The organism is Paenibacillus gyeongsangnamensis, assembly GCF_027533625.1.
Taxonomy (GTDB): domain Bacteria; phylum Bacillota; class Bacilli; order Paenibacillales; family NBRC-103111; genus Paenibacillus_G; species Paenibacillus_G gyeongsangnamensis.
In genome coordinates this window covers 90999-114087 of record NZ_JAQAGZ010000011.1, presented here as the reverse complement: position 1 = coordinate 114087, position 23089 = coordinate 90999, and the positions used below count along the sequence as shown (strand labels likewise).

Sequence of the window (23089 nt, the reverse complement as noted above, 5' to 3'; positions counted from 1 at the left end):
GTCCGCGAGGTGCTACAACATAATTATGAATGCGATTGCAACACGAGGCTGACATCTTACGGAGGTGAACAAAAGAACATGTCGCAACAAATCAATACGGCCGGAGCCGGACTTGCGGCGGGACAAGGCAGACGGCAAGCGGCTAAAACAGGATTTGCGAAACAGATCAAGCGAATCGTCCGCAACTACGATCTATACTTGCTATTTTTGCCGACGCTTGCCTACTTTATTATTTTCCACTACGTCCCGATGTACGGTTTGCAAATTGCGTTTAAAAATTTCAATCCGATCAAAGGCATTTCGGGAAGTCCGTGGGTCGGCTTCGCCAACTTCGAACGCTTTTTCGAATCGTATCAGCTCTTCACGATTATTCGAAACACGCTCGGCATCAGTCTGTATGAGCTTCTCGTGGCGTTCCCGGCGCCGATTATTCTTGCGCTCATGATCAACCAATTGACAAGCGAGCGTTTCAAGCGATTCGTGCAAACGGTTACGTATGCGCCGCACTTCATCTCGACCGTTGTCGTTGTCGGGATCGTCTACCTGCTGCTTTCTCCAAAAACGGGCGCGGTGAATAGCTTTCTCGGACTGTTCGGCATCAAGCCGATCTTCTTTATGGGAAGCGCAGATTGGTTCAAAACGGTGTTCGTTTTTTCCGGCGTCTGGCAGAGCATCGGCTGGGGAACGATCATTTATTTGGCCGCTCTGACCGCAGTCAATCCGGATCTGCACGAAGCGGCGACAGTCGACGGGGCATCGAAGCTGCAGCGCGTCATTCACATCGACATTCCGTCGATCATGCCTACCGTCATCATTATGCTGATCATGAACATGGGCCATATGATGAGCGTCGGCTTCGAGAAAGTGTACCTGATGCAAAACCAGCTGAATGTCGATTCGTCCGAAACGATTCAAACATACGTCTACAAAGCGGGACTTGTTCAGGCGCAGTACAGTTACGCTGCGGCGATCGGGCTGTTCAACACCATCATCAACTTCATTTTGTTAATCAGCGTAAACAAACTCGCGAAATCGTTAAAACAGACTAGCTTGTGGTAAAGGGGAGAGACGATGAAACTGGCGAAAACAAGGGCGGATCTCCTGTTCGACATTTGCAACTATACGCTCATTTCCATTTTGGTAATACTCGTGCTATATCCGCTTTATTTTGTCGTGACCGCTTCCATAACGGATCCGAACCTGGTCTATTCCGGAAAGCTGTTATTCTTTCCCGAGAAGATTACTTGGGACGGGTACAAAAGACTGTTCGCCGAACCATCCATTTGGCTTGGCTTCAAAAACTCCTTATGGTACACGGTGACGGGAACGACGATCAACGTCGCACTCACGATAACAGCAGGCTACGTGCTGTCTCGGTCGGATCTGGTCGGAAGAAACGTGTTCATGTTTTTGCTCGTGTTTACAATGTTTTTCGGCGGCGGGCTCATTCCTAGCTATTTGCTCATCAAAGACCTAGGCATGCTCAATACGACATGGGCGATGATCATTCCGAATGCGGTTTCTGTCTTTAACGTCATCATCGTGCGGACGTTTTTCCAGTCCAACGTGCCGGGCGAGCTGCTCGAATCGGCGCAAATGGACGGATGCTCGAACATGAAATTCTTTTTCAAAATCGCCATTCCGCTGGCGATGCCGATCGTGGCGGTTATGGTGCTGTTCTATGCGGTAGGCCACTGGAACTCCTATTTCCAGGCGCTCATTTATTTGAAAAGCAACAGCATGCAGCCGCTGCAGACCATTTTGCGGAATATCCTGATCATGAACGAAGGCTCTGACCTTCAGGACATGCTCGACGGCTCGCAGGAGCAGCAAAAAAAGATGGAGCTGATGAAATACGGCATCATTATCGTATCCAGCTTGCCGGTGCTCATCTTGTACCCGTTCCTGCAGCGCTTCTTCGTTAGAGGTGTGTTGGTCGGCTCGCTCAAAGGGTAAATGCGGCGGTCGCCGCTTGCCATAGGAAACAGGTTTTATAAACAAGCGTCGAACAGAGAGAGGGGAAAAGTGCAATGCACAAGAAGTGGCCAATAATGACAATGGGATTGACCCTTACGATGGCAATCGGACTTGCAGGCTGCGGCGGGGGAAAAGACGCTGCGACGGGGAACGGTAAACCAGCTTCGGCAGGGAAGGGGAATGTGAACGAGACCGGCTTCCCGATCGCCAAAGAAAAGCTGACCTTGAATTTTGCCGGGTTTAAGCCGCCCTCAGGCAAAGATTTGAACGACTATAAAATTTTTCAGGATATCGAAGCCAAAACGAACATCCATATCAACTGGGATCTGACGCCGGGAAGCAGCTGGCAGGAAAAGAAAAACCTGCTGTTCGCCGGCGGCGAGCTGCCCGACGCGTTCTATGCGCACGGCATACTGAACGAAGATACGGATATCGTGAAGTACGGCTCCCAAGGCATCCTCATTCCGCTAGAGGGCTTGATCGACAAATATGCACCCAACCTTAAGAAGCTGCTGCAGGACAATCCGACTTACAAAAAGCAGCTGACCGCGCCGGACGGGCACATTTATTCGCTTCCGACGATCGACGAAGGCTACTCGCGGACGAAATCCACGATGTTCATCAACAAAAAATGGCTCGACGAGCTGAAAATGCCGATGCCGACAACGACGGACGAGCTGTATAAAACGTTGAAAGCGTTTAAAGAAAACGATCTCGGCGGCAACAATAAGAAGGATCAAATCCCGCTTTCGTTCATGCAAAACTGGAACAGCGACGTCAATTCCCTGTTCGGCGCTTTCGGCCGTATGGACCGCGATGTGCACAAGGCAGCCAACAACCACCTTTCCGTCGAGAACGGCAAAGTGATCTACACGGCCGTACAGCCGGAGTACAAGGAAGCGATCCAATATTTCAACAAGCTGTTCGCCGAAGGGCTGGCCGATCCGGAAAGCTTTACGCAAGACAACAAAGTGCTTACCGCCAAAGAGAGCAAAGGAGTTGTCGGCGTCGCGTTCGATTGGAACCCGGCCAATCAGGACTATGTGTCGCTGCCGCCGCTTAAAGGGCCTAACGGCAAGGAGCCGGTTTGGGCGGATTATGCGAATGGCATTTTGCTTAGGGGTTCGTTCGCCATTACGAGCAACAACAAAAATCCGGAAGCGACGATCCGCTGGATCGACTATATGTACGATCTGAAAATTTCGCTTCAGTTTAGCAGAGGAGTCATCGGCGGCGATAGCCTGAAGGAGCGCAGCGACGGCAAATACGACGCCATTCCGACTCCACAGGGCGTAAATGATGAAGATTTCAAGAAGGTGCCTCCTACCGCGTATTCGGTGTGGGCGACGACGAAGGCCGTGAATGATATGGTTGTGCCGACGCCATCCAAAATGCGCACAAAGATCGACGTTGATAACGTATACGGAAAGTATCTTGTCGACAACGCGTTCCCGAAAACGTATTTTACGGCTGAAGAAAGCGACCAAATTGCCCGTTACTTGACCGACATCGATTCGTACGTGAGCAAAATGTATGCAAAATGGATGTTGTCCGGCGGCATCGAGAAAGATTGGGACGACTATGTGAGGAAGCTGAACGACATGGGCCTCGAAAAAATGTTGAAAATTTACCAGCAGGTGTACGATCGGTATAAGGCGACGAAATAAGCCGGAAGCCGTTCGCCTAGTCGAGGCCGCCGGGAGCTGAAACGGGAAAGGCCACTCCGTATGAATATGAAGGAGTGGCCTTTTTCTTAAAGCTTCTTCAGCACCTCGAAAATGCGTAGTTCATTTACGGATTGGACGACATCGGCGATACTTGACATTTTGAACTTTTTAATGATGCTGTTGATTTGCTTTTTGATCGTCTCGTATTCCACGCAACGTTCTGTGGCAATGACCTTACGGGATTTTCCATCGCAAAGCTGCCTTAGCACCTGCAGCTCGCTAGGGGTCAGTTCCGATATGATTCCGATCACAAAAAGCAAGCTCGATTCCGTTCGCTTGACACGCGCGAATTCTTCTCTTATTTTTTCCGCAATCATGGGCCGGATCGGCGAACGATTAAGGTATGCAGATAAGATGGCGTCTATAATTTCTTCATTTGTTGCATTCTTTAAGAGATAGTCAATAATGCCCGTCTGAAAGGCTGAGAATATAAAGTTATCGTCCTTATGAACAGTCAGTACAATGATTTTAATATGGGGCAGTTTTTCGTTGATTTCTTTGGCTGCATGAATGCCGGCGTACTGGCTCTCCATCTCGATGTCCATTAAGATCACATCGGGCTGATGAGTGACTGCATACATCATCGTTTCATAGCCGGAAGATGCCATGGCTACACACTCGATCTGGCTGTTAAGGGAAATCGCACGCTCCAGCCTTCGGCGATGGGCTTCCATATCGTCTGCAATCAGGATGCGAATTTTTTGTTCTGTCATGATCGTGCCCCTTTCTATCTGTCCCGCATTCCCGGTAAAGCGTATTCAAATCTTAACAAATCAATAAGGCGATGTAAAATGAAAAATGATTGGGGTATAAAATATTCCCCTTTTTTTCTGGAACGGACTGGCGTTTCGCAGGCAGCCCAAGCCGGAAGCGCCAAAACAGCGCAGGCGAGCAGCATGTACCAATTTACGCTTCCCATGCCATGGACGGGCAGGAACGGAAAGTATCCTCCTTCTAGCAGCCTATGACTATCACAATGCCTTACCGCGATGGAGCAAATGAAAATTTGCTGGGCGTGTATTATTATAACGAAGCGAGCGGAAACTGGGACTACGTTGGCGGAAGAGTAAATAAGCAAGCGAAGAAAATTCAAGCGGAGCCGGTTCATTTCAGCACCAATGCCGTGTGTTCGCTCAAGCGGTTGCCGCCGCCGTACCGTAACCAGGACAGCGTGTGGCGGTTCTTGGCCGCCGCAGGGGAATAAATCTTTCATCTACACGTTTCGACAACCGCTAAGTATAATGAAGTCACGGTAAAAGCGTATTCAATTCATAACAACCAAAAAGGGTGATTGCAGAATGAAAAAAATCATAAGCCTTTCCTTGGCAGGCACGCTGCTGGTAGGTCTGTCCACTGGATGCGCCACGACGAAGGATGCAGTCAAAGGAGGAAGCGGCGCCGCCTCATCGGGAGACAATAAGCCTGTGACTTTGAAAATGACGGTCCTTCCGGACGATCAGGATACGTTCAAATTGGTATTGGATGAATTCAAGAAAGAGAACCCGAACATCAATGTTCAAATCGATACCATTCCGCAGCAGCAGTACTATGACAAGCTGCGCCTTCAATTATCTTCGGGCGAGGATATCGACCTTATCGGCGGGAATATGGATGTGTTTTTGGATACCGGCATTTTGGAGCCGCTCGACGATTATATTAAGAAAAGCAATATGGACGTTTCCGGCTTCGGACCGCTATATGACAACCTGAAGGTCAATGACAAAACGTACGGATTACCTTACCGCAAATCCAACTGGATGCTGTATTACAACAAAACGCTGTTCGATCAAATGAACGTTCCTTATCCGAAAGCCGATATGACCTGGGATGAATTCCGCGAGCAGGCGAAAAAAATGACTAAAGGCGAGGGCGCAAATAAAATTTACGGGGCCTTCCTCCATCCGTGGGCGCAAACCTGGTATATGCAAGCCGTACAGACGGGAGCATCCATTATCGATAAAGATTTAACACCGTTCAAGAAAGCGCTTCAGTTCCGGATGGACATGGAAAACGACGGCTCCATTATGTCTTGGGCGGAGCAAATAACTACCTCGGCTCATTACAATTCCGCGTTCCAAAAAGGAAACGTCGCGATGAACCTGATCGGCGACTGGCACGTGGCTCAGCTGAGACAAGCGGAGCAAGAGAAGAAAATCAGCTTTGACTGGGACGTCGTTCCGGTTCCGCATCCGCCCGGGGTCCCTGCAAATACAAGCCTTGCTACCCCGGTATCTCTCATGCTGAATAAAAACTCCAAGCATAAGGACGAGGCGTTTAAGGTCTTGCAGTTCATGACGGGGGCGAAGGGCGCAAAAATATTCGCTTCCAAAGGGTTTTTGACCGGTTATACGAACGATGAAATTCGTAAAGCGTATATCGGCGACGGCAGCATGAAGCCGAAAAACATTCATTACTTTGTAGAGCAAAAGGAATATCCGGAGTATCCGCTGCTTCCCGGTGTGAAAAATATCCTGGTCAACAATGTCTATAAGCAAGAAGGTGAGATGGCCTTGACCAAGGCCGAAACGGTAGACCAAGCGATCCAAAAGATCGGCGAACGCGTGCAAAAGGAATGGGCGGACAAATACGCCAAAGATTTCAAAGCGTCGAAGAAATAAGTCATCTCGGAGTCTAACGGGCGCCCCTTGGGTTAAAACGTGCCCAAAGGGTGCCCCTTTGTATAGGAGTGAGACATGATGAGAAAGCCCCCAACGTTTTTTACCCGCAGCCGAATGGTAGGGTATACCTTTTTGCTTCCGAATATTCTTGGTTTCCTTCTGTTCATTTGCTTCCCTGTGCTCGCCTCGTTCTGTATGAGCTTCACGGATTGGAACGGATTCGGACAAATGGAGTTTGCCGGATTATCCAATTACATCCGGTTATGGAGCGATGAAACATTCCGCATTTCGCTCTTTAACAGCCTGATTATGACAGTCGTATCCGTTCCGCTGACGCTGCTTTTGGCCATTTTGGCGGCGGTTGCGCTGAACAAGGGAATCAGGGGCGTCAAGATTTTCCGCACGGCGATCTTCATGCCGCATATTACGGCAACCATTGCGGTAGCGGTTGTATGGCAGCTCTTGTACAATCCGACGATGGGACCGATTAACGGATTGCTGCGGAGCCTTGGCATCGAGCATCCACCGGCGTGGCTTGCGTCCTCGGAATGGGCGCTTCCATCCGTTATCATCGTAAGCATTTGGCATTCGGTCGGCTATTACATGGTTCTGTATTTAACCGGACTGCAGGGCATTCCGAGTGACTTGTATGAAGCGTCGGAGATCGACGGGGCGGGAAAATTATCCCAATTCAAAAATGTTACGCTGCCGATGCTTTCGCCCGTGATCTTCTTCACGATTATTATCGGGATTATCAACTCGTTTAAAGTGTTCGATTTGGTGTACGTCATGACCAAGGGAGGTCCCGGACGGTCTACCCATATGCTGGTGTACGACATCTATTACACAGCCTTTCAGCGCTATGAATACGGCTATGCGTCAGCCATGGCCTATGTGCTGTTCGCGATCATTTTGATTATTACGCTGATTCAATTCAAAGGACAAAAACGATGGGTGAATTACTCATAATCATGTGGAGAAAGGAGGACATCAGGTGAATAATATGGTTCATGCATCGCAGTCCCAAGTTGCTCCAAAGCCGTTTCGCATGCCGTTCTCGCTTCGCAAAGCGCTCTTATATGTTCTGATTATCTTCGTATCGCTGTCCATGGTTGTTCCTTTTATTTGGATGATCTCGGCCTCGTTAAAATCGGAGGCGGAGGTGTTCGGTTTTCCTATTCGCTGGATTCCGAGTACGTTCTATTGGTCTAACTATGTGAAGGTATGGGTCAAGCTTCCATTCTTCAGTTATTATATGAATACGATCAAGATCGCGGTATCGACGACGCTTCTTCAAATTATAACTTGTTCGATGGCGGCGTACGCTTTTTCCAAGGTTCGTTTTCCCGAACGGGACAACTTGTTTTTCCTTTATGTTGCCACCATGATGATCCCGTATCAGGTGATGATGATCCCGCAGTTTTTGCTGATGAAGCAGCTGGGCATGATTAACTCGCACTGGGCTTTAATTCTGCTCGGGGCATTCAGCCCTTTCGGCGTGTTTTTGTTCCGGCAATTTTTCATGTCGATTCCGGAAGAGCTGTCGGAAGCGGCAAGAATTGACGGACTGAGCGAATTTGGAATTTACTTTCGCATCATGCTGCCTTTAACACGACCGGCGATTGCCAGTTTGACGATCTTTACGTTCATGCATGCGTGGAACGATTTCTTAGGGCCGCTGATTTATTTGAATTCCGACAATTTATTTACCCTTCAGCTGGGGATGCAGCATTTTCAATCGGAGCACGCCACAGAGTACGGGCCGCTCATGGCGGCAGCCGTTTCCGCCGTCATTCCTACGATCATCATTTACTTCTTGGCTCAGGATCATTTCGTAGAAGGCATCTCTGCCGGAGCGGTTAAGGGATAACATCTCGAGAGTAGGAGAGGAGGAATTCAGCTTGGATAACAAGCCGAATATCATTTATATATTTGCCGACCAATGGCGGAGGCAGGCGCTAGGCTTCCGAAATGAGGATCCCGTGATGACTCCTCACATTGACCGGTTTGCACAGGAAAGCCTGGTGTTCGATCAGGCGTTAAGCTGCACCCCGTTATGTTCTCCGCATCGGGCGGCGCTGCTAACAGGAAAATACCCTCAATCGAACGGAGTATATACGAATTGCAAGATCGGCGCAGATGTCATGCTGCAGCCTGATGAAATCTGCGTCTCGGATGTGCTTAAGCAAGCAGGTTATGAGACGGGATATATCGGAAAATGGCACTTGGATCTGCCGGAGCAAAATACATGCGAAGCGCCGGTTTCCGGAGCGAGAGACTGGGATGCCTATACACCGCCGGGACTGAAACGGCACGGCTTTGATTACTGGTATTCGTATGGCGCTTACGACCATCATTTGGAGCCGCATTATTGGCAAGATACCCCCGAGATGATCAAAGTAAAACAGTGGTCGCTGGAGCATGAAACCGATCTGGCGCTCGAATATATCCGCTCCCGCAGTCAAGGAAGCCGTCCGTTCGCGTTGTTCGTCTCATGGAATCCGCCGCATAGCCCCTTTGAATTAGTTCCGGAACAATACAAATCATTGTACGATCAAGCCGCTTTGAACATGCGGCCCAACGTTCATGCGGACGAGCTCAAGGCCCATACCGGGGAACCTTTTGCAAGCGGCATGGATAACCTGCAGCGGTATATGCGCGATTACTATGCAGCTGTCACAGGACTTGATGAACAGTTCGGAAGGATATGGAGCTTGGTTCGGGAGCTCGGCATCGAGAAGAATACATTGATTGTTCTTTCATCCGACCACGGGGAATTAATGGGCTCGCACGGTCTGATGGCGAAGCATTCCTGGCATGAGGAATCGATCGGTATCCCTTGCCTGATGCACTGGCCCGGGCGACTCGAGGCCGGACGAACCGATCTTTTATTCAACAGCGTGGATATTATGCCCACATTGCTTGGGATCGCAGGGCTCGGAATTCCCGGTACCGTTGAAGGTACCGATTACTCCAGCGATATTCTCGGGGAGGGCGAGACGAAGGTTAGCTCCGCATTTATTTGCGCCTTCCCCGGCAGGAAGGATGCGATTGAGCAATTTGCCCGGCATGGGCTGGATAACCGCAAGTATGGCTGGAGAGGCGTACGCACGCTTCGTCATACGTATGTGGTTCATAAAGGGTATGAACCGGGAGTCGCGTCAACCCGGCTTCTCTATGACCTGCAAGAAGATCCGTACCAAATGAATCCGCAGGTAATCGAAGCACCTGAGCTGCATGAAGCGGCAGCTCGTCTGGAAGATGAGCTGAGAAATTGGCTTATCCGAACGAACGATCCGTTTGAAATGTAAAACCAAAGCCATTCATCAACCAACGAAGGGAGCCCTTGGGCATGTGGAAGCAAGCGATAGATGATGCAGTCGGGAAAATACGTAATAATATTGAAACGTTCGGGGACGGTTACCCGCATGTCGGCGTTCAAGGCCGATACAGCGCGGAGCTGAATGCGAACAAGGAGTGGACCTCCGGCTTTTGGTCAGGGCTGTTATGGCTTGCTTACGAGTATACGAACGATCCGGTCTTCCGCGAAGCGGCGGTACGTACGGTAGAGAGCTTCAGGGAAAGACTTCATCAGAACGATTCGATTGAGCATCACGATATCGGTTTCTTATATTCGCTCTCAGCCAAAGCCCAGTGGATCATTGAGAAGGATGAAGCCGCCAAAGCGCTTACGATCGAAGCGGCCAATAAATTGATGACCCGCTGGAGAGAGGAAGGCCGATACATTCAGGCATGGGGACCTTTGGGAGATCCCAAGGAGGGCGGAAGAATTATTATTGATTGCTTGATGAACCTGCCCTTGCTGTATTGGGCGTCCAAAACGACCGGTGATCCTCTCTATGGCGAGATCGCGGCAACGCATGCGGAGCTCAGCAGACGTTATTTGGTGCGGGGGGATGATTCGAGCTACCATACCTTCTACTTCGATCAATTCACCGGGGAACCGGTTGGAGGCTCCACCGCACAAGGCTACCGCAACGGTTCGACCTGGACACGCGGACAAGCCTGGGGTGTCTACGGGTTTGCGCTTTCTTACCGATATACCGGTAATCCGCTGTTTTTAGACACTTCCAAACGATTGGCCAAGTACTTTTTAAGCCATTTGCCAAGCGATCACGTCGCATATTGGGATTTTGACGTTCCGGTAGAGCCATCGACTTTCCGCGATAGTTCAGCTTCAGCGATCGTATGCGCCGGATTGCAGGAGCTATTGGAGCATTTGCCTGCAGAGGATCAGGACAGAACGGCACTTTCTGCCGGACTCGAGCAATCGATGAAATCGCTGGTGACGAATTATGCGACCATCGGTCAGGAAGCAGAAGGTCTGCTGAGGCACGGGTCTTATAGCGTGAGAGGCGGCAATGCGCCGGACGATTTCATGATTTGGGGCGATTATTATTATCTGGAGGCCCTGCTTCGCTTGGAACTTGGCTTGAAGGGCTACTGGTACGAGTCATAAGAGATGTAAGCAGGATATTCCGGCATGACGGCGGTTCAGGGATGGTAAGGATCAGATTTACCTTGCCCCTGTACCGCTTATTTTTAAGTTGATAAGAATTTATAAGTTTTCGCGGGCTTATAGCTTCGCATCAACCTTGATAAACGCGCTGGTCCTTGTAAGACAAGGACGGCGTAACCGTTCAGACTGACGAGAAACCTGGAAATGCAGGAAAAATGCGAAGGTATAGGTGGGGTATCCCCTGTAGGAGCGATAGCGTCCGCCTTTGTTATCGGAAAATTACCGCTGCAAAAGCGAATAAATTGAAAATTTTCCGATAACAACAGAGGCTGGAAGGGGATACCCCACCGGGGTACCAAAGCAGATTTCTCTACTTCATGGGTTTCTCTACAGCCTGGACGGCGTAGCCGTTTATCCTGGTTGATTAGACTCCGTTCTTTCACCTTTTCCGGCATCGTGATAAGATGGAAACAAGGTAGGCAATAGTTTGAAAGCGAGGCGATCCTATGACGGATTCGATCCATAAGTCATCCTGCTGCTCCATTTCCAGAAATCTGACTTCCTTACCGATCGTTTCATCCAATGATCAAGCGACGGGCGACAATCAGGCTTTCAAGGAGACGATTCCTTCCAAACAGGATATGATCCGTTTGCCTGGAGGACAATTCCTTATGGGTACAAACGACCGGGAAGGCTTTCCGGCAGATGGGGAAGGCCCGGTTCGAACAGTGACTGTTAATCCTTTTTACATGGATCCATGTACGGTAACAAATTTGGAATTCCAACAGTTTGTGAATGCTACCGGGTATGTTACGGAAGCCGAGAAGTTCGGATGGTCGTATGTTTTTCACCTATTTTTGTCCGGGTCTGAAAAGATCATAGGCTCCCCCCAGCAAACGCCCTGGTGGCTAGCTGTTGAAGGAGCCTTCTGGAAATCTCCGGAAGGTCCTGATAGCGACATCATGGAGAGGTTAAATCATCCGGTAATTCATATTTCCTGGAATGATGCAGAGGCCTACTGCCGATGGGCGGGCAAACGGTTGCCTACGGAAGCGGAATGGGAATTTGCGGCCCGGGGAGGACTTGTTCAGAAACGGTACCCTTGGGGGGATGAACTCAAACCGAACGGGAAGCATATGTGCAATATATGGCAGGGGAAGTTTCCGGAAAAGAACAACATGAGTGACGGATATGCCGGTACAGCTCCCGTGACCGCATTTGAGCCGAATGGATACGGCCTCTATCAAATGTCCGGAAATGTATGGGAATGGTGCTCCGATTGGTTCAGCCCGACATTTCATGTGAACGGTCCACGGATTAACCCTGTAGGTCCCTCAAGAGGGACAAGCCGTGTACTGCGCGGCGGGTCTTATTTATGCCACAAATCCTACTGTAACCGTTATCGTGTAGCTGCCCGGAGCCAGAATACGCCGGACAGCTCTACAGGTAACATTGGATTTCGATGCGCCGCTGATGCTTGAGTTATGGGTCCAACGTCAAGTCGTAGAATAGGGAGAGAGGTCAAAGCTTCGGCTGGCCGACTCTCCCTATCGTCCGTTACACCGAGTACGTCTTAAGCTTCCTTACAACTGAATTTCAAGTCTAAATTAAGGTTTACATGGAGTCGGGTTTTGAGTTACCATCGAATCATACTCGATCGACTTACAGACAAAAAATAAAAAGAAGATGATCCTGCACTTAGCCGAAATTCCAAACGATATTCATACAAATACAAGGGCAGGATCACTTGTCCGCCCGGAGGTTTATCCTGTGAAGATGGGGTAGGTGCGATGAAAAAAGTTTGGTTTAACCGGATGATCTGGTCGTATATTCCGATTTTTTTAAGTATCGGCTGCTTCTTGTTTTTTATTTTTTTTCAGATACTGATAGAGCAGAATAAAAAAGACGCTATGAAAGCGAACCAAGTATTTACCGAGCAGGTGCAGTATTTCATCGACGGTGCGCTGCAATCCATTGATCATACCTTTATTATGGAGATGACCAATAATGAATGGATACGCGCATTCTTCGATTCTACTCAGGATAAAGACGTTTATCTTCTATACCGGGTAGCCGACCGGCTTAAAAAAGTTCAGCAAATGAACAACTTGATCGATTCGGTTTACTTGGTTCGGTTTGAGGACGGCCTTGTTTTTAACGGAAATTTGCTGAATCAACGGGAGCGGTTTCCCGATAATGAGTTTATTACTGAAATGAAGAAGGAAAATACCCCTGTTCCTTGGTCGAATCTCCGTTCCTTTCATGAATTTACACAAACACCGCCATATGATGTGATAACGCTGGTGCGCAAATCCACCGACAACACAGAAAAAGGGATGGTAGTGATCAATGTCAGCACGTCGGCCCTGAAGCGGAAAATTGGAGAAATGTACAACGATAAGTTTCGTTTTGTCGGACTGTATGACCGTGGCGGCAAATCGCTGTTCGGCACGGAGGATAATAAAACAGATAAAAAAGGAGTTATTACCGCTTCTGTTGTATCCGCTTACACAGGTTGGGAGATTCGAAGCGGCTTGCTTGACGGCTCGTTAATTGGAAAGGCCTCGATTTTGTCCAGTGTTTGGACGCTTCTGGGTATTATCGCTTTCACGTTAGGCATAGCCTCGATTATTTATGTTACAAGGAGAAATTATAAGCCGATCGACGATTTGTTAATCCGGGTTCGTTCCTTCTCCACATTAAAAACAAGTACTTCAGCGCATTTCCTGGATGAGTTTGCATTTATAGGAAGCACGTTGGATCAGATGAAGGAACAATCGGAGAAATTGCGGCAGCAATATGACGATGATTTACGGGTGCGGATCAAGTTTTTTTTCCATCAGCAGTTAAACGGGTTTCAAAGCTTATCGTTAAGCGGCTGGTCGGAGACGATGGAAGGCTTCGGGATGCCAAAGGATTTTCACCGCCGACGGGTATGCATCGCGGAAATCGATCAATTCAAGCGGTTCCAGATAAGCTACGAGCGCAAGGACCGGGACTTGATTAAATTTGTAATTTCCAAGGCCTTGCAGGAAGTGATGCTTTCGCAGCAGCTCGAAGTGTGGTCGGACTGGACCTCTGAGCATCAGCTGAGTGGTATAGTCATATGCAGCGGCGAAGACGACGAACGGAGATTTATTCAAGGCTGCGAACAGCTGCAAGCCTGGGTGTGCGACAACCTGAACAATACGCTCACGATCGGAATCGGTTTAGCGGCGGAAGAGCCTTCACAATTAAGCGTATCCTACAGAGAAGCGAAAAAAGCGCTGCAATATAAAGCGGTGACCGGGTTCAATTCGATTCTCAGCTGTGAAGCGTTTGAACGCCGGCATGGAGCGAAGGGGGAAATGCTCAAATATACCCCGATGCTGAAGCGGACGATCGAATTGTTCGGGATCGATGCCAGCTCCTGGGAGGCGTCGGTAAAACAACTATTCACCCATATGAAGCAGGACCAGTTGCCTCGGGAATATATCGACATCTTACTGCATGACTGGCTTCATCATTTGGATTTGGAGCTGACCCATCTGACCAGAACCGATACCGATCCATGGAAAACGGAGGAGCTTCCGAGACTGCGGGAGTGCTCGGAACAACTGGAAACCTTGGATGAAATCGAGCCGGCGTGCATGGAAATTCTAAGCGGCGTTTTCGAGCGGGTTAAGGCTGTACAAGAAGGGAATAAAACGAGGGAAGTCGCACGGCAAGTTAAGGAGTATATCGAAACGAACTACAGCAATCCCGATTTGTCCCTCGAGCATCTCGGACAAACCTTTCATATGAATCCGAAGTATCTAAGCCAATTGTTCAAAAATGAATGCGGATATGGTTTTATCGATTTCCTGATCGACATTCGGATCCGGCAAGCTCAAACCTATTTGATCGAAACGGATTGGGCCGTACAGGATATCGCAGAGCAGGTAGGGTATGTCAATCCGATTTCGTTCCGCCGGGCTTTTAAGAAAACCGTCGGCCTCAGTCCCGGGGATTACCGAAAATGCAAGGGGGCCACAGCCTATTCCTGATTCGTAACCTATTTAACCCGGAAGATCTGGTGTCCCACGGATGCCGGATCTTTTATGTTTCGGGCGGGCGTGTGCGCAGTAACTTGCTGAAAAAAGTTCGCTTTCAGAATAAGGTTTGCTTTGCGGAAATCTGCCAAAAGGTTTCGGACACCGGAATGATGTTTGTTGCCGCTGCAGCGTCCCGAGCTATAAAGTAAAGGTGAGATAAGCCTAGTATTCATTCAATCCGCGGAGGGAGGAAAGTAGGGGAAACATCATTTTGCAAGATAAACGGCTTCGCCGTCCTTGTCATATAAGGACCAGCGCGCTTATCAAGGTTGATGCGAAGCTATAAGTTGCGAAAACTTATAAATTCTTATCAACCCAGGATAAACGGCTTCGCCGTCCTTGACATACAAGGACCAGCGTGCTTATCAAGGTTGATGCGAAGCTATAAGTTGCGAAAACTTATAAATTCTTATCAACTAAAGAAGGAGGCATGTGCTCCATGGTACTTAAGAACATGCAGCGTCATTGGCAGCTCTATCTGCTTGTTGTTCTTCCTTTGCTTTACTTATTGGTTTTCAAATACATCCCGATGTTCGGAGCCCAGATCGCATTTAAGGATTACAATGTGGTTAAAGGCATGCTTGGCAGCCCATGGGTCGGACTCAAATACTTCCAGCAGTTTTTTAATTCGCCCAATTTCGGTACTCTGATTAAAAATACGTTGTTTCTTAATTTATTTGCCCTGTTAATTGGGTTCCCGGCACCCATTATTCTAGCGCTCGCTCTCAATGAAATCCGTCAGGGCTTCTTTAAACGGGCGGTCCAAATGGTCACCTACGCGCCCTACTTCATTTCAACGGTAGTCATGGTTTCGATGATCATTATTTTCTTGTCGCCCCGTGTCGGCATTGCCGGAACCGTTTTGAAAGCGTTTCACATGGAGGATGTGAATCTGCTCGGCATACCGGAATATTTCCGCAGCATCTATGTATGGTCCGACGTATGGCAGAACACAGGCTACGGTGCCATCATTTATATGGCGGCGCTCGCCGGCATCAACCCGCAGCTTTATGAAGCGGCGAAAGTGGACGGCGCGTCCCGCTTGCAGAAGATGATTCATATTGATATCCCGGGACTCATGCCGACGGCTGTCATTTTGCTGATTTTAAATGTGGGGCAGCTGATGAACGTAGGCTTCGAGAAGGTGTTTCTGATGCAAAACCCGTTAAATGTCAGCACCTCGGAAGTCATTTCCACTTATGTTTACAAAATAGGGCTGCTGGGGGCCAATTTCAGTTTTTCGTCCGCTATCGGATTGTTTAACTCCGTCATCAATCTTGCCTTGCTCTTGATCGTTAATTTTGCCGCACGTAAAATTTCGTCAAACAGCCTATGGTAGAAAGGGGACTTTAGGCATGTTGGAAGAGAAAACGGTATCCAAACCTATGGCCAAGCCTTTAACGGAAAAAAGGGCGACTGCAGGTTCCCGGGCTGTTCGCGAGTCGCTCGGCGACCGGATCTTTCTTGCCGCGGTGTATTTATTTCTGGGTGTCATTCTGATCTGCGTTCTATATCCGCTTCTGTATATTGTCAGTTCTTCGTTCAGTTCGGCCCAGGCCGTAGTGGCAGGAAAAGTATGGCTGCTTCCGGTTGATTTCAGCTTGGCCGGGTACGAGGCTGTATTTAAAAATCCGCAGATCATGATCGGTTACCGCAATTCCGCGTTATATACGATTTGCGGCGTGCTGATTAACGTATCTCTTACCATTATGCTGGCGTATCCACTTGCCAGAAAGGATTTTTTAGGCCGTCACTTCATTATGGTGCTGCTGGTTATCACGATGCTCTTTAATGGCGGTCTGATTCCGTATTATTTAACCGTAAAGGGTGCAGGTATCTTAAACACGCCTTGGGCTATGCTTCTGCCGCAGGCGATGGCCGTATGGCAGGTGATCGTGGCCCGAACCTTTTTTCAGAATACGATTCCCGAAGAGCTTCAGGACGCCGCAGAGCTGGACGGCTGCAGTGATTTCAAGTTTCTCACCGCCGTCGTACTTCCCCTGTCGAAGCCGATCCTTGCGGTGCTGGTGCTGATGTATGCCGTCGGGCACTGGAATGCTTACTTTGATGCGCTCATTTTTCTTAAATCGCCGAATTTGTTCCCGCTGCAAATCATCCTGCGCAACATCCTCGTATTAAGCGAGATCAACGCTTCCTCGGGCATGGTGGACGCTCAGGAAATGGCGCGAAGGGAAGGACTGAAGGATTTGCTGAAGTTCTCGCTGATCGTCGTCTCCAGCTTGCCTGTGCTTGTTCTGTATCCGTTTATTCAGAAGCATTTCGTGAAGGGCATCATGATCGGTTCTTTAAAGGGGTAGAAGTAAATATACGTTTGTGGGGAGGCTATTTAATGAAGATCAGGTGGAAAGCGCTTAGCTTAGTGCTGCTTTGTTCGTCCCTCTTACTTTCAGCCTGCAGCAGCGGGGACGGCAATGGCGGGGAAACGGCCAAGGATCCCGGCGGTGCGGTTACGCTGTCCGTATTCGGAGGCCAACGGGCCGACGTGCAGGATTTGACTACCAATACGTTCACCAAGACGGTGGAGAGCAAGCTGAACATCAAGTTCAAATGGGAGGTCGTTCCGACGACCGGCCAAAACGACAAAAAACAGCTGCTTCTCGCGAGCGGTGACTATCCCGAGGTTTTTTTGGACGGGGGACTAACGCAGGCCGAGCAGCTGAAGTACGGGCAGCAGGGCGTGTTCATCCCGCTCAATGATTTGATCGATCAATACGCGCCGAATATTAAAAAAGCGTTTACGGATATCCCTTATTTAAAAAACGGCATCACGGCGCCGGACGGAAAAATTTACGCCATTCCGCAAATCAATGAATGCTATCACTGCTGGTATTCCCAAAAGATGTGGATCAATAAAGCGTGGCTGGATAAGCTCGGTCTCAAAATGCCGGAGACAACCGAGGAATTTTATCAGGTGCTGAAGGCCTTCAAGGAGAAGGATCCGAACGGCAACGGGAAGCAGGACGAAATCCCGCTTAGCGGCGCGCCCGCGCCCCAGACCTGGCACGGAAATATCGACGGCTTCCTGATGAACGCATTTATTTATAACAACTCAACCGACTACTTCATCATGAAGGACGGGAAGGTCGATTTTGCGGCGAACAAGCCTGAATGGAAAAAAGGGCTGGAATACATGAACCGGCTGTATAAAGAGGGACTCATCGATCAGGCATCGTTCACTCAAAACCAGGACGGTCTGAAGCAGCTGGGGAACAATCCGAATACGGCTATCCTTGGTGCCTTTACTGCAGGTCACATAGGTATGGTGGTCGATGTATCGCCCAGTCAGACGCGGCATAAGGATTACGACGTCGTGCCTCCGCTTAAAGGACCGGACGGCGTGCAGCTGAGCGGCTATTTTGCCGACGTAGGAAACGGGGTTTTCGCCATCACGAATAAGGCCTCCAAGGAAAAGCAAATCGCCGCCATCAAGCTGGCAGATTACATGTATACCGAAGAAGCGGCGCTGCTCTCGATCTTCGGACCGGAAGGCAAATGGTGGTCCAAGGCCAAGCCGGGAGAGAAGGACGTGCGCGGCCGTCAAGCGAAATATATCACCGCCCCGGAGTTCGATTCGATCCAGCAGCAGAACGAGCATTGGAGCCAAATGGGACCGACGCTGCGTACACGCGACTACCGCGAATCGTTCGCCGTACCGCAGGATCCGCTCGGCGACGGCGGATATGAATACCGTCTGTTCCTTGCGACGCAGAAATACGAGAAGTATAAGCCGAAGGAAACGTATCCTCTCAGCATTTTCATGGATCCGAAGGACACGGACGCCGCCAATCAGCTGCGCACGACCATCAACGACTATGTGAAAGCTTCCATGGTGGAATTCATCATCGGCCGGAAAAATCTCACTACCGACTGGGATGCCTACGTCAAAGGACTGGACGGCATGAATTTGAAGCAGTACTTGCAAATTTATCAAAAGGCGTATGATTCCATTTATAAAAAGTAACAAATCGTTGGAGGTGCTTGATCTATGAGTTCCATTATTGAAGAAAGAACGAAACGGACGCGCTGGTTTCTTCATGACCGGTTCGGTATGTTTATCCACTGGGGATTGTATGCGATTCCCGCAAGAGGGGAATGGGTTCGAAGTGTTGAGAAAATCCCGGTGGAACAATATCAAACGTATTTCGAGGAGTTTAACCCGACGAACTATGATCCGCGGGCTTGGGCCAAGATCGCTAAGCAGGCGGGCATGAAGTACGCCGTGTTAACCGCCAAGCACCATGACGGCTTTTGTCTCTTTGACAGCAAGCTGACCGACTATAAATCGACGAATACCAAGTCGGGGTGCGATCTCGTCCGGGAGTTTCTGGACGCATTTCGCGAAGAAGGGCTGAAAGTCGGCTTATATTACTCCCTGATTGATTGGCTCCATGAAGATTATCCAGCTTACGGGGATCGAATCCACCCCATGCGGGAAGATGACCGTTATCGGCGGGACGAGAGCCGGTTTTCAAATTACCTGGAATATATGCACGGGCAGGTCCGTGAGCTGCTTACGGGCTACGGGAAATTGGACATCATGTGGTTTGATTTCTCCTATGGCGAGATGAAAGGTGAAAAATGGAGAGCCGCTGAACTGATGTCCATGATCCGCGGCCTCCAGCCACATATTATCGTAGATAACCGGTTTGAAGCAAGCGGGGAAGAGGGAGGGAGTATTTTTTCGAAGAATCCGACGCCTTACTCGGGAGATTTCGCATCTCCGGAGCAAATCATTCCGCCCGGCGGTGTTATGGATGAAGACGGGAACTCCATTCCTTGGGAAGCCTGCATTACACTAAACAATAATTGGGGGTATTCGAGCTCGGACCGGGTTTATAAATCGGCAAAAACGGTGATTCGGAAATTGGTGGAATGCGTCAGCAAGAACGGCAACCTTCTTCTCAACGTCGGGCCGAATGCGAAAGGGGAAATTCCACAGGAGTCCGTTCGGATTCTGGAGGAGGTTGGAGCATGGTTAGACCGCAACGGCGACAGCATTTACGGATGCGGTCAAGCCGATCTGCCGAAGCCCGAATGGGGAAGATATACCCAGCAGGGGAGTCGCCTCTTCGCGCATCTATTCGAAGAGTGCGTAGGCCCTGTTAATTTGCAGGGGCTGGCCGGAAAAGTGAAGAAAGCGAGACTCGTATCCGACGGGTCCGAGCTGTTCCTCAGCCGCCCCTGGAATACGGCGCAATACCCGAATGACGCTTTCTTTAATTTTGCCAAGCCGGAACACGCTACTTATCTTCTTCCTGACGAGAGAGACACGGTGGTTGAGCTTGGATTGGTGTAGCTAATCGACATATAGGGGCTTCGTCACATGCGAAGCCCCATTTGGTTACCCGAGGTATATCGCTTCAGTCCCCATTGAAATATTGCTGCTCCAATCAAGACACAGCACCGTCGTCATCCCAAGCGCTTCAGCTAAAAATACGGCTTCAGTCTGTCTCAATAGCCCGATAGGAAGATAGCTGATGAAGCCCGCGGGTATGACGGTGAAGAGCACCAATCGGCCCCATCCTTTGAAGATATCCGTAGGGTAAGTCGAGAAAGCCAGAATCGCGCTGAACATTTGCTGGCCGATCCCTTCGGCGTTCCCTATAAAAAATGCAAGCGATTGGCCCGTTAAAGTAAAAAACATGAAGATCAGCATGGTAATCAGCATAGCTAGAACAAATTTTAAAATTCCTGCTCCGCTCAGGTCGCCGTACATTGCATAGATTCCCACAGCAAACAATACATCTCCGATGGCGGATAAAGACATTCGGCTGATTAACATATGCAGCAGAACCGGCTTCGGTTGGGATAAATAAAGGTCAAGCTGCCCTCCGGCAACCAGTGAGGCGATTCGATACGTGTTGCCGAATAGGACGGCCGATAATCCGAACCCTCCGGCGCTAACCGCCCACAACATGATCACGTCACGCATCTCCCAGCCGTTAACGACCTGAAACCGCGTGAAATAGATTCCCCAGAACAAGATCCATACGATGTTATTGATAATCATCATGCCGGCCGTCATCAAGAAGCTCAAGCGAAACTCCATCGCTCCGGCCAAGTTCAGCTTCCAGCACGTCCCTACAAATTTGATTAGGTTTATGATCGGACTCATGGTACGCGCTCCTCTCCCATCATTCCTTTATCCGCCGTTCAAGTGCAGTTTTTTAACGCCAAGCCGGTATATCAAGCCTACAGCAAGGGTCAGGACGGCTCCCCATATCAGCTGCACTCCTGCCATTTGCAAGATATGCACGTCATCCCACCGTACCCCGGCCTTGGATGGGAAGTAGAGCACAGCTTGAAACGGCAGCCATCGGCACAGACGCGCCAGCCATTCCGGAAACAGCTCGAGCGGCATCAGCATGCCGCCGATCGTGAAGAGCAGCTTATGGTAGACGAACTCAAGTCCCCGGGTTTCCTCCACCCAAAAGGCGCATAACGACAGCCCCATATTCAGCAGGAAATTCACGGTTACGCTGCCGAAGCTCAGCAAAAGGAACCCTAACCAGCCCCAGCCTGAGGGCGCGTAGCCGAGAGCTAGCCAACCCAGAAGAAATCCTACCGTCAAATTGACCCCAAGTCTTACATACACCTCGCTTAAGTATGCCATATAGTGATAACCGATATAGCTAAGCGGCCTCGTGAGCTTATATCCGACATCGCCGCTCTTGACCTCCTCTTCGATGCGGGTTGAGAGGCTGGGAAAAGCCATAGTAAGCGCCTCGGCAAGCAGAATGTACCAGATCAGCTGGCGGTACGAGTAGCCTGCAATGGAGTCCTTGCCTTCGCCAAGGTAGGTGGTTTGCCACAGCTGCATAAAAATGTACATCACGATGATCAGAAACGCCGACCGGATCAGAAAATCGTAGACGTACGCCAGATGGCTTCTGAGACTAATACGGCCTACGGCGGCATATTTTAAAGGCTTCAGCGTCCATGATTTCATCCTTTACGCTCCTTCCCCGCCGCAGCCTGGCCCGGCCACTCCTCCGCTTCCTTCGCGTAAATATAAGTGATGATTTGCTCCATCGGCGCATCCTCGATCGTAATATCGGACACCCGGTAACGTGCCACAAGATGGGAAAGCGCCTGCTCCATCGATATCGCAGACGTATCGACGCTGAGCTTCAGCTCCCGGTCATTCTGCACCAGTACCTCGATTCCCTCCAGGTGGAACGGGGCGCCGCGCTCGAGAAGCTGCAGCCGGATCGTTTTGTCCGTTAGCAGGTCGCGTTTCATCGATTCCACCCGATCGTCAAAAATGACCCGTCCATGATTAATGACCACCGCCCGCCGGCAGAGCCGTTCGATGTCTCCGGCATCGTGCGAAGTCAGGAATACCGTGGTTCCTTCCTCGCGGTTCATCTCCATGATCAGCTCGCGGATTCGATGCTTCACAACCACGTCAAGACCGATGGTCGGCTCGTCAAGGAATAAGATTTGAGGGCGGTGAAGCATGGCCGCAGCGATCTCGCAGCGCATCCGCTCCCCAAGCGAGAGCTTGCGAACCGGAGTTTGCAAATAAGGCTCCAATTCAAATCGGCGAACCAGGTAGTCTCTCCGGGAACGAAATTCCTCTCGCTTCAGCTCATAAATCCGGCTCATCAGCTCGAAGGAATCCAGCGGCGGCAGATGGTACCAGAGCTGTGATTTTTGTCCGAACACCGTGCCGATTTTGTAAGCTAGCCGGCCTCGCTCCTTCCAAGGGCAATGTCCGAGCACCTCCGCCCGGCCTCCGGTCGGATGAAGTATGCCTGTAAGCATTTTGATCGTCGTCGATTTTCCCGCGCCGTTCGGTCCGAGAAAAGCCAATGTTTCCCCGGGCTCAACCTGGAGGTCGATGCCATGAACCGCCTTTTTCTCTACATAGGTTGGACGCACCAATGAACGAAGGCTGGATAGCAGACCTTCCTCCTTCTTCTTTACAGCAAAGCTTTTGCATAGTCCTTCCACCTGAATTCCCTTCATGCTCAAGCCTCCTTTCTCCCGGTAAAGCAAAAAAGACCTCCGGCAAGCCGCCCGTAAAGGAGGAACTTGCCCGAGGTCTTTTATCCCTACGGTGTGACGCTATCGTCTCCGACTCGCGCCTGACTTCGCTTGGTTCGCCCGTCCGCCGATCTGCAGCCGTCGGATCCCTAGAAGCCCTTCCACTAATTGCTACATATTACCACATAATGTAAGTTTGATCAA

The 23089-nt window shown here is 49.9% G+C and carries 19 protein-coding genes; 15 read left to right on the top strand and 4 right to left on the bottom strand.

Annotation, left to right across the window (positions count from 1 at the left end; genetic code table 11):
* Nucleotides 1-78 precede the first annotated feature (78 nt).
* The 3 genes from O9H85_RS17835 (at nucleotide 79) to O9H85_RS17825 (ending at nucleotide 3644) form a co-directional block, all read left to right on the top strand.
* Nucleotides 79-1059, top strand: a complete 981-nt coding sequence (locus tag O9H85_RS17835; protein WP_269882778.1) for an ABC transporter permease — start codon at nucleotides 79-81, stop codon at nucleotides 1057-1059.
* Between the two features lie 12 nt (nucleotides 1060-1071).
* On the top strand, nucleotides 1072-1956 hold the full coding sequence (locus O9H85_RS17830) for a carbohydrate ABC transporter permease (RefSeq protein ID WP_269882777.1): 885 nt from the start codon (nucleotides 1072-1074) through the stop codon (nucleotides 1954-1956).
* A gap of 95 nt (nucleotides 1957-2051) precedes the next feature.
* Nucleotides 2052-3644, top strand: coding sequence for a type 2 periplasmic-binding domain-containing protein (locus O9H85_RS17825; protein ID WP_269882776.1), 1593 nt, complete (start codon nucleotides 2052-2054; stop codon nucleotides 3642-3644).
* An 86-nt stretch (nucleotides 3645-3730) separates the two neighbouring features.
* Here the strand turns inward: O9H85_RS17825 and O9H85_RS17820 are convergent, their stop codons facing one another.
* Nucleotides 3731-4417, bottom strand: coding sequence for a response regulator transcription factor (locus tag O9H85_RS17820; RefSeq protein WP_269882775.1), 687 nt, complete (start codon nucleotides 4415-4417; stop codon nucleotides 3731-3733).
* A 251-nt stretch (nucleotides 4418-4668) separates the two neighbouring features.
* Here O9H85_RS17820 and O9H85_RS17815 point away from each other — a divergent pair, with 251 nt between their 5' ends.
* The 12 genes from O9H85_RS17815 to O9H85_RS17760 all read left to right on the top strand — a co-directional run bounded on the left by O9H85_RS17815 (nucleotide 4669) and on the right by O9H85_RS17760 (nucleotide 20192).
* Entirely contained in the window at nucleotides 4669-4908 is a 240-nt protein-coding gene (locus tag O9H85_RS17815) for a hypothetical protein (RefSeq protein ID WP_269882774.1), read from the top strand.
* Nucleotides 4909-5002: 94 nt separating this feature from the next.
* Nucleotides 5003-6322, top strand: coding sequence for an ABC transporter substrate-binding protein (locus O9H85_RS17810; RefSeq protein ID WP_269882773.1), 1320 nt, complete (start codon nucleotides 5003-5005; stop codon nucleotides 6320-6322).
* Nucleotides 6323-6400: 78 nt separating this feature from the next.
* Nucleotides 6401-7291, top strand: coding sequence for a carbohydrate ABC transporter permease (locus O9H85_RS17805; RefSeq protein WP_269882772.1), 891 nt, complete (start codon nucleotides 6401-6403; stop codon nucleotides 7289-7291).
* 34 nt (nucleotides 7292-7325) lie between these two features.
* Nucleotides 7326-8192 (top strand): carbohydrate ABC transporter permease, encoded by an 867-nt coding sequence (locus O9H85_RS17800; RefSeq protein ID WP_269882904.1) that lies wholly within the window; start codon nucleotides 7326-7328, stop codon nucleotides 8190-8192.
* Between the two features lie 31 nt (nucleotides 8193-8223).
* Nucleotides 8224-9633, top strand: a complete 1410-nt coding sequence (locus O9H85_RS17795; protein WP_269882771.1) for a sulfatase family protein — start codon at nucleotides 8224-8226, stop codon at nucleotides 9631-9633.
* Between the two features lie 41 nt (nucleotides 9634-9674).
* Complete coding sequence (locus O9H85_RS17790) at nucleotides 9675-10802, top strand: glycoside hydrolase family 88 protein (protein ID WP_269882770.1); 1128 nt, start codon at nucleotides 9675-9677, stop codon at nucleotides 10800-10802.
* A gap of 506 nt (nucleotides 10803-11308) precedes the next feature.
* Nucleotides 11309-12283 carry a formylglycine-generating enzyme family protein gene (locus O9H85_RS17785; RefSeq protein WP_269882769.1) on the top strand — a complete coding sequence of 325 codons (975 nt, stop codon included), beginning with the start codon at nucleotides 11309-11311 and terminating at the stop codon, nucleotides 12281-12283.
* Nucleotides 12284-12592: 309 nt separating this feature from the next.
* Nucleotides 12593-14827, top strand: a complete 2235-nt coding sequence (locus O9H85_RS17780) for a helix-turn-helix domain-containing protein (RefSeq protein ID WP_269882768.1) — start codon at nucleotides 12593-12595, stop codon at nucleotides 14825-14827.
* A 478-nt stretch (nucleotides 14828-15305) separates the two neighbouring features.
* The gene (locus O9H85_RS17775; protein ID WP_409348157.1) at nucleotides 15306-16214 is read left to right on the top strand and encodes an ABC transporter permease; all 909 of its coding nucleotides are present in this window, start codon (nucleotides 15306-15308) and stop codon (nucleotides 16212-16214) included.
* Between the two features lie 46 nt (nucleotides 16215-16260).
* Nucleotides 16261-17193 carry a carbohydrate ABC transporter permease gene (locus tag O9H85_RS17770; RefSeq protein WP_269882903.1) on the top strand — a complete coding sequence of 311 codons (933 nt, stop codon included), beginning with the start codon at nucleotides 16261-16263 and terminating at the stop codon, nucleotides 17191-17193.
* A gap of 32 nt (nucleotides 17194-17225) precedes the next feature.
* A complete protein-coding gene (locus O9H85_RS17765; RefSeq protein WP_269882766.1) occupies nucleotides 17226-18857 on the top strand; it encodes an ABC transporter substrate-binding protein in 1632 nt (543 codons plus the stop codon).
* A gap of 24 nt (nucleotides 18858-18881) precedes the next feature.
* A complete protein-coding gene (locus tag O9H85_RS17760; protein ID WP_269882765.1) occupies nucleotides 18882-20192 on the top strand; it encodes an alpha-L-fucosidase in 1311 nt (436 codons plus the stop codon).
* 45 nt (nucleotides 20193-20237) lie between these two features.
* On the opposite strand, the gene O9H85_RS17755 is transcribed toward O9H85_RS17760, so the two are convergent.
* Genes O9H85_RS17755 through O9H85_RS17745 form a run of 3 tightly spaced genes read right to left on the bottom strand, consistent with a single transcriptional unit; the run spans nucleotide 20238 to nucleotide 22867 of the window.
* A complete protein-coding gene (locus O9H85_RS17755; RefSeq protein WP_269882764.1) occupies nucleotides 20238-21011 on the bottom strand; it encodes an ABC transporter permease in 774 nt (257 codons plus the stop codon).
* A 27-nt stretch (nucleotides 21012-21038) separates the two neighbouring features.
* Nucleotides 21039-21845, bottom strand: coding sequence for an ABC transporter permease (locus tag O9H85_RS17750; RefSeq protein WP_269882763.1), 807 nt, complete (start codon nucleotides 21843-21845; stop codon nucleotides 21039-21041).
* Entirely contained in the window at nucleotides 21842-22867 is a 1026-nt protein-coding gene (locus O9H85_RS17745; protein WP_269882762.1) for an ABC transporter ATP-binding protein, read from the bottom strand. Before O9H85_RS17745 ends, O9H85_RS17750 begins: the two co-directional genes overlap by 4 nt.
* Nucleotides 22868-23089 lie beyond the last annotated feature (222 nt).